This window comes from Pseudomonas sp. MF5691, from assembly GCF_016405645.1.
Classification (GTDB): Bacteria; Pseudomonadota; Gammaproteobacteria; order Pseudomonadales; family Pseudomonadaceae; genus Aquipseudomonas; species Aquipseudomonas shahriarae.
On the sequence record NZ_JAEKDC010000009.1, the window covers coordinates 155,758 to 169,041 of the forward strand.

Below are 13,284 nucleotides of genomic sequence, written 5' to 3' on the forward strand. Positions count from 1 at the left end.
CCGAATTGATACTTTTATGATCGAGAAACTTGAAGCCAGCAGAAATCAAAAAAGTATCAATATGCCGCAATAGATGGACTACCAGTCTCAGGCGAGATCGGCGTATGGTTAGCGCATTCGATCCGTAGAACAACTATAAAAGGGGCACGAGATGCCTGATAACCGCGCTGCTTTGTTCGAGCACCGACCAGCCGATCTTGAGGTCATCCTTCCTGAACCCGATCAGAGTTTTCGATGGTACGAGCACGACTATCCATACTCCCTCGCCCGTTGGAACCACCATCCGGAATATGAAATCCACCTGATTCGACAAGGAAGCGGCAAACTTTTGGCTGGGGATTACATCGGGCCCTTCACCGCAGGACATGTCGCACTGATTGGCCCTGGTCTTCCCCATGATTGGATGGGAGATATCGCGCCGGGAGAACAACTCGTAGGCCGCGACGTGGTTCTGCAGTTTGATGGTGCCGCCCTGCTCGACCTCCGAGGTTCACTGCCTGAACTATTAGAGTTGAAAACACTGTTTGAGCTGGCACAACGTGGAATCGAGTTTACTGGGGGTACGGCCGTCGAGGCCGCTTTGCTGCTTGAGGAAATCGGCGAGGTAACGGGGCTACAGCGCCTGATCATGTTCCTGCAACTGATAGGCACCCTGGCAAGGGCGCCAAAGCGCGAAATTCGGGTATTGGCCAGCGCCTGCTACTCACCTTCATTGAACGAACGCAGCTCGGAGCGAATTAATCAGGCATTCGACTACCTGATCAACGAGCTCACATCCGAGGTCAGACTATCTGTCATCGCCGAGCGCATTGGGATGAGCGAGGCAGGCTTTTCGCGCTTCTTCAAACGAATCACCGGCCACGGATTCATAGACCTGATGCGCAAGCTGCGCATCCAGCGTGCATGTCGGCTACTCGTCCAGACACAGCTCTCGGTCGCCGAAATCTGCTTTGAGGTTGGCTACGAAAACGTCTCCAATTTCAATCGGCACTTCCGTCGTGAAATGCATCAGACCCCGAGTGAGTACCGGCGTCTTACTGCCGTGACGCTCTTCAACCGAGAAAGTCTTCACCCATCGCTACCGATCACACAGGCGCGGTGAGACCGCGCCTATCGATGTGACGCACGATAGTGTCCCCGATACAAGAGAGGATGAATATGCAATTGCCGAGCGTTATTGTGTTTGGTGAAGCACTGACCGACGTGGTTCAACACTCGCCCGGACAGTGGCAGGGCTATCCAGGTGGCGCGCCCTGGAACGTGGCCCGCGCAATGAGCCGCCTCGGCGTGCCCACTGCATTTGCCGGTTCGATCAGTACCGACTCATTGGGCGATGAGCTCGCACAGCAATCGAAGGCTGCCGGCCTGGACATGAGATTCCTCCAGAGAGTTGACGCTGACCCTCTGGTAGCGATCGTGCCCTCAAGCCACCCTCCTCGGTATTTCTTTGCGGGCGAGGCCGATCTACTTTTTGATGTGGACCAACTCCCGGCAGGTTGGTTAGATGCGGCTCGACTCTGTCACTTCAGCTGTATCAGCCTTGCCCGTCAGCCATTGGGGGACAGACTTGTTGAGGTGGCCAGGAGGGTGAAGGAAGAAGACAAGCTGATTAGCTATGACCCGAACTGGCGCAACCTGATGGACACCCGCTACCGCGAGCTGACGTTCCCGACTATGGTGGAGCTTGCAGACATCATCAAGCTCTCGGATGAGGATCTTCGCCAGATATACCCTGGACTGAACGAAGAACAGGCGCTTCAAGCGTTGCGGACAATGAATGCTAGTGCGCAGATTCTCTTCACCCGTGGAGCGAAAGGCATGGTGCTGTATGCCGGCGACCTGAAGTTTGAACAGCCCGCGATCACCGTTGAGGTCTCTGATACGGTGGGTGCCGGCGATTCGAGTATGGCCGGATGGCTCGCCTCGAAGTTGTTAGGCATCCAAGAGCCCCATGCACGATTGGAGTTCTCCGCTGCTTGTGCGTCGGTGTCTTGCTCACATGCCGGGGCTTACGCGCCTAGTCGTGAGGAGGTGGAGGATCTGCTATCAAACCACCTACAACCTCAGCGCCGAAGTTCGCATTGAGTACCGCCATCCTGTCAGAGAGGCCGGGGTCAGGAAGCACTGGGCAGCCTCGCAGCTCGGAACGGGCCCGGCAAGAAAGCAGCCGGGGGCTATTGCCGGTCTGGGTTCTCCAGCAAAGGCAGGCCATCAGTAAACAGCCGAACGGATGCCCATACGAACAGATGCGTTCATTCAGATAAGGGCATTTCGTTTGGCGAAGTCAGCCAAGCCTACTTGCGAGGTTAGTTTGAGCTTGCTTAACAAACGTTTTTTGTAGGCGCTGATATTCTTGTTGCTCAACAGCATGAGCTCGCCGATTTGCAGATTGCTCATGCCTCTGGCCAGTTGCTGCAGGACCACCAACTCACGGTTTGACAATGCACTGATCAGGTGCTGGTCGGAGGCGTCCTGGTCACCGCGACGAACCGAATCCGTTTCCAGACTGGGGAATACCGTATAGCCGGACATGACGGTCGTCAGTGCTTCACGGAACTTTTGCGGCTCATCCACTTTACAGATGTAACCGTCGGCCCCCATGCTTCGGCAGCGCGACGCATAAAACGTCGGCAGTTGGGAAGTGAGTACCAGGATTTTGCTGGGCAATTTCAACGCTTTGATGCGGCGGATAACTTCCAGGCCGTCGAGTTTTGGAAGGCCAATGTCCAGCACGATTAAATCCGGTTGATGCTGGCGAGCCAGTTGCACGGCATCTGCACCATTATTCGTTTCGGCTACCGTCTCAAACCGTTCTTGCGACAACAGCATCACCACGGCCGTGCGTATAAACGGGTGATCATCTACCACCAAGGCTGTATACATCCGTACTCCTAAGACATTTTATTCGATATAGGTATGAAAGATTTAAACGGATAAGAACCCATCATTCGTGGATATACCATTGGCGTGGCTCATCCGTACCGACTCGACATTCGGAGTTTGGCAGGTGCGCGATACCACACGGATGCTGCCGCTAAAAGTTGATCGAAGATAGGGATAGCGGGCTCCAGCCTGAACAACAAATTACTCGTAGGCCGGGAAAGAATTATCCGAAGTCACATCGCTGCCAACAATATCACTAATCTTGACCAGTTCAAGAACGCTCAGGCTAAGCCGGCCCATGGTCATGTTGGTAATCTGCAACGAGATGACGTTGTCATTGGTGGCATCGAACAGTTGCAATTGTGAAGTTTTTAATACTCCGAATAAGAGGGCTCCTGTCTTTTTCAGCAATAATTATCTGGTCGTTGCCGCGATTTTCATATAGGAACACTCTGAAAAAATGAATCGCACTGCGATGCTCCGACTCATTCTCTCACGGCGCATACCCTGCTTAGGTTCCACCGACCCACCGACTGAATACAGCGTGCCACGGCCCTATCTTTTCGTTGATTTGCTCCAGCACCGTGATCACCCGAGATGCCTCAGCTGTTTGCGCCATAGCAAATGCAAAAGTAAAACTCACACATCTTTAATGTCTAGCACCACAAATTAAATGCACATGAATTATAAAGCCATACAAAGAACTTACAACTTACTTAAAGCAAAAGCGCACAATTACGCCCACCTGCAGTAATTAAATGAACTCAAAAACAACATTTTTTATGTTTGGAACACTATTGCCTCACGAACCCGCAGCATCTCGCACAAAACATCTTCCTCTTTGGAAATCCAGACATAGCGAGCGAAAGAAGCGTTCAACCATGCTCATCCACGAACTGGAGATCCGTGTGAACGCGTTTCTGCTTCTCAAGCCTGGCCTTCACTTATGGATATTTGTGCGTGGCGTATTTGTCGACGATCAGGATGCGCAACGACCGTGTCGACCTATCTGGCGCGCACGTCATATAGCCAGGGTGTAGACAGTAATGGCCCTACTATGCGGTTCGTGGCCTAGTTACTCGGGAAGAATGTTGAGTGAAAGATTGAAGCAATACCCCTGGTCCTACAGGAGCCGCACGTTCATGAAACGGCTGAAACAGCAGGTCTTCCAGCACTCCATACTCCGTCAGGCGTGAAAAGAAGTGCGACGCAGGCAACCCCCCAGTACGCGCCCGCGACTACTCATAAGTCAACCTAAAGGTTGCGTCGGCATCTCCCTTCCCCGGCGTCACCGGGCCGGTTGCGCGATACTGACTGAAGAATACCAGCGCGGCAGTGCGGCTCCCGTTTACAGGCGCAGCCGCCGCTAAGATGGTTTGCCCGAGTGGCAGGAGGGTGCGGTTCTGATCCAAAAGGGCAATCGCGACATTTTTCGCCGAGCCGTTCCCGCTGAGAGCCAGCAGCCTCGGGTCAGTCGGGTTTGCGGCGCCACTAAAGGTGACTGAGATGCCCTTCTTCAGACCGTTGCAATTTTCCAGGTTAATCACAAAGCGTGCCGCAGGCATTGTTGGCAATGTACTGGTGGATTGCCGCACAGCCCAAGTGCCCATATACACATACTGATTGTCTGAACCGACACTCACCTCACAGCTCGCGGCCACTAACTTTGCGGTTATAAGTAAGTTAATCCTGGCCAACTCTGCTTGTGTCACGTTCGAAAAGCCGGACAACAATAGAAGCCCCAAGCCCAGCTGCCGATTTAATGTTCGCATAGCAGCCTCCTGTTATTGATAGTCAACCCGAAGATACGCCCGCGAGGTAACAGGCCCCTCCGCAGGTGGTTTCCCGGTAACACTGACCGGAAAGACTTTGATGGTGACGTTAGCGCTACCGTTGTTGTCCAGCTTAAATGGAATCAAGCTGTTGAACGAGTTCGGTCTCAGGTGCTTTTCGCTCTTGTCGGTGACCACGAAGCCGACGTCCGGATTAGTCGAGACAATGGCATCGCCACTGACGTCATCAGCTTGAACACGCATCGTCAGGCTGGCCTGCTGCTTGATATTGCTGCACTGCAGGGCAATGGATCGAACCTCGGGACTAACCCCCTCTGCCTTGGCACCGGCCGTTTTGAACGCTCCAGTGGAGATGCTGTTGGGAAAATCCACCGTCACGAGGTCATTCGTATCGAGCACGCAATTTTCAGGGACGGTAATGCTATAGTTCAAATACACTTTTGCAAAAATAACATTTTGAACACTGCATACCCCCTCACATGCTCCCCAAGTACCTAATAACAAATTCTTCCGGTAAACCCCTCCTACCATCTTTTGCGTAATTTTTATTGAGCTTTCCCAAGTCGTATCTACGAATTTATCGCCTGTCTTACCAGGCCGACAGGTACTCGTGTCAAGAACTGGCCGATTGAAGGGAGCGTAAGAATATCCGCAAACCCCGCGAAATCGAACAGCAACGGCAAGATAATCATCCACCGGCTGATAAACCCAGTTATCAGGGGCGGTGTTGTAAGGCGGCATAGAATTATTAAATCTTGTGAAAGAGATGCTCTTTAGCCCCTCCCCCATGCCCATTTGAAAAGAGTTCACAGTAAAGTTTGACGAGATCTTCGTTTGCCCTGGCTCATTGGCATGGCTGTCCAATGTTTCAGTCAGCGTCAAATTGATTGCTTGATTGCAGCCAGTACAATCGGCCATTGCCGGGACGCTACTGAGTATTAGCAACAGTCCAATCGCTCTGCTTAACATGATTACCACCCTACTCCCCACCATCACTGGCACTCTACTTTGGCGTAACTGACGACGTTGCCTTCGCTGCTTTTGGGTAACTGATAGCGGGCGTGACACGCCTGACGTGTTCCCGGCCCCCAGCTCACAGACAAGTCTCCCGTGAGCGGCAAGCCCGCCAGATAAACCTGACCGTTTTCACCGACGATGCTGCCGCCTTTGCCGTCCTGCCGTTCAACGGTAGAACCGAACGGCACAGGTTGGCCGTTGGTTTGCACCAGAGTCACCAGTGCTCTTACACCGACGCGCGTGATGAACTCGGCCCTTACCAGTGCACCGCGGGTAGGCACTACGTTCATGACGGGTTCGTCCAGATCGGCATTGTCTTTGAGCGAGGTGGTGTCCAGTGCGATTCGATTGGTGTGATAGGTGGTTGCATAAGGCATCACCGCGTAGCCGCGCCAGTCGGTCCTGACGCCGGTCGCGTTTTCAATCTTGACTCCAGTGGCGCCTGGCGCCTTGATCAACACGTTGGTATCCCCCAATGGCTGGCTGAAGGTCACGCCGTTGGCGTGGCCCACTAAACCGCCGCTCAGCCCAACGGTGACTTGCTGGTAGTTTCGGTTGTAGCTGTAACCGGCAGAGCCGTTGCCATAGCCGCCCTGATAGCGCAGATTCGCACTTCCGCTTGCGCCCCCCTGGTCACCGTAACCTTGTTGTACGCTGTAATTCAGGTTGTTATCCGCCGTTGCAGTACCACTTACACCTGCACGCTGGGTCATCTGACCGTGTGTATCGGTATTAGCCGAATAAGTGCCGTACATCGTGTTTCGGGAGCTGGTAATGTCGGTGCTCTTGCCGCCCTTGGACAGCCAGTCACCCAACGGAAAAGACAAGTTCAACGATAACTGGTTATCCGAACCGCCCATGCTCGCGCTTTTATTGTAGCTATACGTCACGTTGTAATTGATATCGCGCCAAAAGCCGCTATATCCCAACTGCCATAGATCATCGGTTTTGTCGCTGTTCCAGTAGGACTGACGGCTGCCGCTCAGGAATACCGAGCCTTTATTCCCCAATTGCTGGGTGACGCTCACTTGCGTATGGCCTTTGCGGGTGTAATTGAGGTTGAAGTAATCCTGGTAGGTCGGTTTTATCTCCACCGGCCCATCTTGAGCATTCACCTTGTACCCGCTCATTTGGCGGTAACTGGTATCATCCAGCGTATAAAAACCTTGGGTTGAAAAGCGATAGCCCAGCAATTGAAAGTTTGTGCCCAACTGGTTTAGCGACTTGGCATACAAAAAGCGCAACGATTGCCCCTGATGCCGGCTGTCATCGGCGAGTACGCTATTCGCCTGGGTCAAATCTGCCGACACTGCACCCCATGTCCCCAGGTTAACCCCCGACCCAACGGCGAAGGCAGTGTAATTGTTGGCGAGTTGCGAGCCACCATAAAGCGTGATGCCATGCGGGCCGCCCCAGATAACAGTACCTTGGCCAAAACCTGGTTTACCCTGTTCTATCGTGTTACTGCGATACTGCCCCACCGTCAGCGCATACTTTACCCGCCCTTCACGTTGCAGCACTGGCACTCCCGAGTAAGCCACAGTGAAAGTATTTTCCGAGCTATCAGCTTCGGTCACCGTAACTTTCAAGTCCCCGCTGCTGGAGGTAGGGTAAAGATCACTAATTTCAAAAGGTCCTGGCGCGACGTAGGTTTGATAAATGACATAGCCATTTTGTTTGATGGTGATTTTGGCATTACTGTTGGCAATCCCTCTCACGGTAGGTGCAAACCCGCGCAAACTGTCCGCCAGCATGTTGTCATCTGAAGCCAATTGCGCGCCGCGAAACCCCAAGCTGTTGAAAACGTCACTCGGGGTAGAGCTATCACCTAACGTCAGTTCTGACTTCAGGGGTGCAATCGTGCGTTGCGCATAGGTACTGATGCTCTGCCATTCGTTAGTGCCGCGTCCATAGCCGTTGCTGTAGATCAAGCTGGACGTGTTACGGAAACGCCAGGCACCCAAGTTAACACCGCTATCCAGCCCCAGAAAACCGTAGTTGGCGCTGCCCCCACCCATACTGTTACGGGTGTTGCTGCCGGTAAAGTTGTAGTTCAGCAACAATGCGTTAATGCCATGATCCCACTCATCGGGTGAAACGTAGCCCCGTGCATTACTTTTCAGAGCAGCCTGTGGGATGCTGATGTACAGACGCTGACCTTCAAAGTCGAACCGCGCCCCAGCCTGGGGTATGGCTGCCGCCAGATCGATGCACTTATCCGGCAGAGCGCCTTGCAGCAAGGTCAATGATTCAACTTTCACACCCACACGCTCCAAATGCTCACGGGTAATGCAGGCACTCAACCCGGAGTCATCCAACTGCGCTTCGCCTTCTGATGCACGATGGCGCGCTCCAAACGAAAGGTTCTGGGTGGACATATATTCATCATTCAAATAGATTTCAACGCGGTAGTTGCCCGGAGCCTGCCCTTCACCTTTTTCGAAACGCGAAAGGTCGGCGACCGCATTTGGGTCACCAGACAGAAAGGCCGGGTTAAAGAACTCCTCTGCCTTCGTGGCGGTACTGACAATGCAAGCCATGCAAAAGCTGACCGTAAAAAAAACACTGCCAGCAGACTTAGATTTATTAAGATTAATCGTTAGCATAAGCCCCTACCAGCACCTGAAAGCACGGCGCAACATGACGCTTTTCAAACGTTTCCATGCAGCGATGGAAAATCATTTACTTGAGCATGTGAGAATATTGAGCGGCAATGTAATTCAAACTTATTACTTCAATGGCACCGTTGTGACAGGCGTGATGGCGCCGTAATCATTTACTGTTTGGTAACTGACAGCTCCTGAAGCACTGTCTGGAATCGACACACTACTGTTGCTCATCGGCGGAACCATAGTATTTGGCAAGTTACGCGTACCGATCGCCAGACTGACGAGCGAAACATAATAGGGCGATGGGTTCTCAATTTTCAGCACTTCGCCCTGACGCGAGAACTTCAATTGCCCAGGTGCGTCAGCAGCAGTTGAAGGCAAATTGGCAGGCCGCACAAACAACTTGACCCGCGACAAGATAGCAATCTGCAGTACGTTCTTATCCTGTAAATCGTCACGCTCAACAGCAGGAATGGCCTTGCTGTTTAGCCAAAATACACTTTCGCGGTCTTTCGGCAAATCAGCGCCGACATACATGATGCGCAAGGTATTCTCACTTTTGGGTTTACTGACAAACAATGGTGGCGTCACCACAAAGTCAGATGACTTCTTCTCAGCAACGTCATCAACCCACGATTGAATCAGGAAACGATTTTTTTTGTCGCTGTTGTTCACCGCCAGCGATACTTGTTTGGCGCCGGCCGGATAAACAACTCGCGTTGCGCCCAGTGCAACACCACCAGCCTGTGCCGTTAAGGTGTAAAAGGAGCTGAATATAACAATTAAGCCAGCTGTTACATTGCGAAAGCGTAAAGCGTACTTTATCAACACAAAAACCCCTTTAAATTAACAAGTACAACGCCTGCCCGGTAGCGATCATTGGTACGAAACAGCAAACCAGGTACAGGTATTCGCGTTACCGCCGTTCATCTCACGAGCAGAAAAACGAAACAACATCGCACCCTCACGCAGAAGAACCAGTGGCTCGGATGCAGCGTTAGGCACAACGCCGTTTCCGGCATTACAAAAATTAGCCAGCCCGACGCTGGCAGCAGAGTTTTTACCACTCTCTATACTGAAATTTGCACAACGCGCTCAGCCGAAACACCGCAGGCTTGCGCCGTAATTGCACCACAGATATGAACAACCCCACCATTGATCAGTACGTTGTATTTGTTGCTAGCAACAGCAGTCAAAGAACGACAGAACAGAGCCGCGCATAGCGGTGTTTAGCACTCAAAAACAACCCCCAGATGCGATTAGCCCTGCCACCTTCCCTGGCAGCACTGTCGTCCTTAGTATCCGTGTGCTACAGAAGCATTACTCGTATTGCATGGTAAAGGTTGCGTCTGCGTCTGCCGCACCCGGCGTCACTGCCGCAAGCGTTGACTTATAACGCGCATTGAGTGCCAACACGTTGTCGCCATCTTTCAGCTGGTGAGACGCAGAGAACATCCCGCTATTGGGCACTAACACTGCCCCCTGACTATCGGATATTTCAATACCCACACCGCCGGCTGCACCGGACGAACCGCCACCGATATTGCTGACAGCAAGCACGCTAGGGTCAGCAGCATCAACGGTACCAGTGAAGGCCACAGAAGCCTTGGAAGAAACTGTACTGTCACAATCCTGCAACTTGATAGTGAAAGGAACCAATCCAGTTTTGTCGCCTACCGCTTTGAACTTCGCAGATCGGTACTGCCCCAATGTTACTGTCTGGTCCGCTGAGTCGGCACTGACCGAGCAGGCAGCATTAACAATTTCACCTTTAAAATGTACGGTCCCACCGTTCGACAGAACCGGGGCGGCCATAACACCAATGCTGGACATCAGCAAAGACGCCGCCACAAGAGTCTGTACAGAAGAATTAATACGCATGCTTTTTAGCTCCTGGATAGTTATTAGTGCTTAAACACTTGGAAAATCAAAATGAATCTGCACTTGCGAGATAAACCGAGCAAGTTCAAAAATATTACCTAACAACTAAGAAAAAGAAATGTAGAAAATTCACCTTTTTTACAGCGAAATTTCATTCTAGTGCAAACACTCATCCACCCCTTCCTCCCTCAACTAATAGTGTGACACCCCCCCTGTAAAATCCCCGATCAAGTTCGAGGACATGCCGAAATACGCACAACTAACTGATCCGAGTCAGCCATGAACCAGATAAGCTTTTCTGATTGTGAGCACGCCGATAAACTCAAGTAAACACGGCGCAAATGTTTCCTCGCCGAGATGGATATAGTTACGCCCTAGGCAGACCTATTGGGGCTGATCGAGACTTTCTAGCCCAAGGCCGGCGGCGGCATAAAATTGAGACCATGCATTTATTCATCCGTCACAGAACTGGTTATTCCTGAGTGATCCAGCCATGGAAGAAGCTCTTTACGAAACCGACGATCATAAGCGTTCAGCCCTTACTGAAGAAGTATAGGCTCGCCCCTGCAACCCTTGTAGCCATCACCGGCTACTTGCAAGAAAAGACCTGTCGCTGCGCCAGGACACCCTCGTCGATTCCACTATCATTCATGTTTCAAGCTTGGCCAATAACGGGGAAGGAGCGCGCAATCTCTAACCCCTCCACTGGCTTTCCAAACCAACAAAATCCAATCTCCAAAGACCCACCACAAGAAGGTGGTGACCTAAAGCTTTAATTCGTAGTTAAAGAATCCAATCCAACTCAAGAAAGCAGTACCTGATTTGATGCGTGGTACCGATAGTGGTCGTAACTCTGAAGATATTTCCTCTTTGACAAAGACACCAAACAAAACACGAGAGCCGTGATGGCCTCTAATTAAAATGCTCACAAAAATCTTTAACATGATCAAGCCGCCGCTAAACCATCGAAAACATACAGAGACTTTCCCAGCCGACGCCCCCCACAATAAAGTATTTACACTACTGTCCTGGCACCGCGCATTCAATCACGAATGACTGGCCACCCTCCTGCCGTCCATGCCAGCCAGGTACGGGACTCCAAAGCACTGCCCCCCCTAGAAGCAAGCCGATGTGCGCACGCAGCATCGGACGCCAACGTAATTAAACGTAACGCACTGAGCTCGTTGAACGCGGCGGCATTCATGATCATGCTGAAAACTTGCGAAGGCCATCTCAGGAAAAATCTTATCAGGGTAAAAAAAGAAACAAATAGGAGTGGGACTAAAATTAAGAGCCGCACGATTCAGTCGTCGTTTTATACCTTAACGCATGAGGTATCTGGCGGCGCTTACGAGCTGATCGCCAACGCAGCCCGATCATCTGCCTCACCTGCATTCCCAAGCCACCACTCTCAGTAGCCGGCCACTCAAATGGCAGCCCCAAAAAAACATTGTTAATACGAAACATTATCATTAAAGTGCATGACTTTCCGCTGCGTGACCCCTGCCAATGTCGAGCATGACCACCGACGAGCTTGAGCTGGCCTTCCGGGCCCATGCCAGCGAGTTGCGTTCGTTTCTTCATCGCCAGTTGCGAAATCCTGAGGCTGCGGCCGATCTGACTCAGGAAACCTACCTCCGCCTGCTCCGTCAGCCGCCGCGCAAGCCGGTGCTCAATCTTCGCGGTTTTATCTTTAAGATTGCTCGAAACTTGGCCATTGATCATGCACGCAGCAGGCAAACCCGAGAGCACCTCGACGAAGGCATGGGCTATCTTTACGAAGTGACAGGTGAAAGCCCGGCGCTGTTCGATGTCGTGGTTGCACAACAAGATCTCGCGGCAATGGCCCACGCCCTGCACCGTTTACCTGCCCAGTGCCAGCAAATATTTACGTTGTGTCGGCTGCAAAACCTGCCCCACAAAGAAGTGGCTTTGCAACTGCAAGTCTCGACCAGTACGGTTGAAAAACAATTAGCCATTGCGCTCGGCTTTCTCAGCCAATGCCTACAACGATAGCCGGTATGCACGATCAACCCGACACCACCCCGTCCGTTACCGAGGTTCAGCGCGCTGCCCATGCATGGGTGATTCGCCTCACCTCGGGTTCGGCGCTGCCCTCTGATCGGGCAGAGGCACGGGCGTGGTGCGAGCAGGCACCGGAGCATCAGCGGGCTTTTGTCGAGGCGCGGCGGGTGTGGTGTTTAAGTGCGTATCTGGCCGAGCCTCCCGCTGCAGTACGGCCATCTTCGCGGCGAATGTGGGCGATGGGCATCGCGGCGTCGTTGGTGCTCGGTCTTGGTGTGGCGTGGATGCAACGCATGGCATTGGATGCGGACTATTACACTGGCACCGGTGAGCGTCGACAGGTCGTCCTTGCTGATGGCTCGCACATCACCCTGAATGCCAACAGCGCTGTCGATGTGAATCTCACGGGCAATGGGCGGCGCATTACCCTGCGCAAGGGCGAGGCCCTGTTCAATGTAACGCCGGACCCGCAGCGCCCCTTCAGTGTGCAGGCTGGTGCCTTCAACGCAACGGCCCTGGGTACGATCTACGCAGTGCGCCGTGAGGGCGAACACGTTGATGTCACGGTGCGCCGCGGCCGTGTGGCCGTCACCGACGGACCTGACACGCTGACGCTGGGCGTTGGCGAGACCGTTGCCGGACGTGCCGACGGCCTGGGCGCCAAGCAGCGTGTGGATGTCGACAAGAGTCTGGCGTGGGAGCAGGGTCGCTTGGTATTTGAGCTGACACCACTGGCGCAGGTGTTGGAGCAGGTCGAACGCTATCGGCCGGGAATTTTCATAATACGAGACCCGCGTCTGGGCGCGCTCAAGGTCAGCGGCACCTTTCAACTCGATCATTTGGACGAAGGCTTGGCCACGTTGGAGAAGGTCTTCCCACTCAGAATCGAGCGCTACACGAACTACCTGCTGGTGGTTTCACCCAAAACTTAACTATTTTTACGGTTATGGGCGTGTCGCCCGTCTTCCCTCCCTATAGCGATAATGATTCGTATTAGGGAGAGCTCCGATGCACCATCCGTTACCTAAAGGTTTGCGAGTCAAATCTTTGTCCGTAACCCCACTGACAATGCTGTG

11 protein-coding genes and 1 pseudogene are annotated in these 13,284 nt (G+C 52.7%); 5 read left to right on the forward strand and 7 right to left on the reverse strand.

Going from position 1 to position 13,284, the window contains the following annotated elements; genetic code table 11:
- Positions 1-151: 151 nt before the first annotated feature.
- Positions 152-1,102, forward strand: a complete 951-nt coding sequence (locus JFT44_RS15365; protein ID WP_198830879.1) for an AraC family transcriptional regulator — start codon at positions 152-154, stop codon at positions 1,100-1,102.
- Positions 1,103-1,158: 56 nt separating this feature from the next.
- Entirely contained in the window at positions 1,159-2,085 is a 927-nt protein-coding gene (locus tag JFT44_RS15370) for a carbohydrate kinase (RefSeq protein WP_169960279.1), read from the forward strand.
- 171 nt (positions 2,086-2,256) lie between these two features.
- On the opposite strand, the gene JFT44_RS15375 is transcribed toward JFT44_RS15370, so the two are convergent.
- The 7 genes from JFT44_RS15375 to fimA all read right to left on the reverse strand — a co-directional run bounded on the left by JFT44_RS15375 (position 2,257) and on the right by fimA (position 10,183).
- Positions 2,257-2,883, reverse strand: coding sequence for a response regulator transcription factor (locus JFT44_RS15375; protein ID WP_057960259.1), 627 nt, complete (start codon positions 2,881-2,883; stop codon positions 2,257-2,259).
- Positions 2,884-3,084: 201 nt separating this feature from the next.
- Entirely contained in the window at positions 3,085-3,243 is a 159-nt protein-coding gene (locus tag JFT44_RS15380) for a hypothetical protein (protein ID WP_162947751.1), read from the reverse strand.
- Positions 3,244-4,121: 878 nt separating this feature from the next.
- Entirely contained in the window at positions 4,122-4,655 is a 534-nt protein-coding gene (locus JFT44_RS15385) for a fimbrial protein (RefSeq protein ID WP_057960260.1), read from the reverse strand.
- A 12-nt stretch (positions 4,656-4,667) separates the two neighbouring features.
- A complete protein-coding gene (locus JFT44_RS15390; RefSeq protein ID WP_169989658.1) occupies positions 4,668-5,645 on the reverse strand; it encodes a fimbrial protein in 978 nt (325 codons plus the stop codon).
- Between the two features lie 23 nt (positions 5,646-5,668).
- Positions 5,669-8,299 carry a fimbrial biogenesis usher protein gene (locus JFT44_RS15395; RefSeq protein ID WP_057960262.1) on the reverse strand — a complete coding sequence of 877 codons (2,631 nt, stop codon included), beginning with the start codon at positions 8,297-8,299 and terminating at the stop codon, positions 5,669-5,671.
- A gap of 123 nt (positions 8,300-8,422) precedes the next feature.
- The gene (locus JFT44_RS15400; protein WP_225923809.1) at positions 8,423-9,133 is read right to left on the reverse strand and encodes a fimbria/pilus periplasmic chaperone; all 711 of its coding nucleotides are present in this window, start codon (positions 9,131-9,133) and stop codon (positions 8,423-8,425) included.
- Positions 9,134-9,622: 489 nt separating this feature from the next.
- Positions 9,623-10,183, reverse strand: coding sequence for a type 1 fimbrial major subunit FimA (fimA, locus tag JFT44_RS15405; protein WP_057960263.1), 561 nt, complete (start codon positions 10,181-10,183; stop codon positions 9,623-9,625).
- 279 nt (positions 10,184-10,462) lie between these two features.
- On the opposite strand from fimA, the pseudogene JFT44_RS28700 reads away from it, so the two are divergent.
- The 3 genes and pseudogenes from JFT44_RS28700 to JFT44_RS15415 form a co-directional block, all read left to right on the forward strand.
- Positions 10,463-10,874: pseudogene (locus tag JFT44_RS28700) on the forward strand (IS5/IS1182 family transposase); the annotation flags it as partial.
- An 827-nt stretch (positions 10,875-11,701) separates the two neighbouring features.
- Entirely contained in the window at positions 11,702-12,199 is a 498-nt protein-coding gene (locus tag JFT44_RS15410) for an RNA polymerase sigma factor (RefSeq protein WP_225923810.1), read from the forward strand.
- 5 nt (positions 12,200-12,204) lie between these two features.
- The gene (locus JFT44_RS15415; RefSeq protein ID WP_198830880.1) at positions 12,205-13,140 is read left to right on the forward strand and encodes a FecR family protein; all 936 of its coding nucleotides are present in this window, start codon (positions 12,205-12,207) and stop codon (positions 13,138-13,140) included.
- Positions 13,141-13,284: the final 144 nt, after the last annotated feature.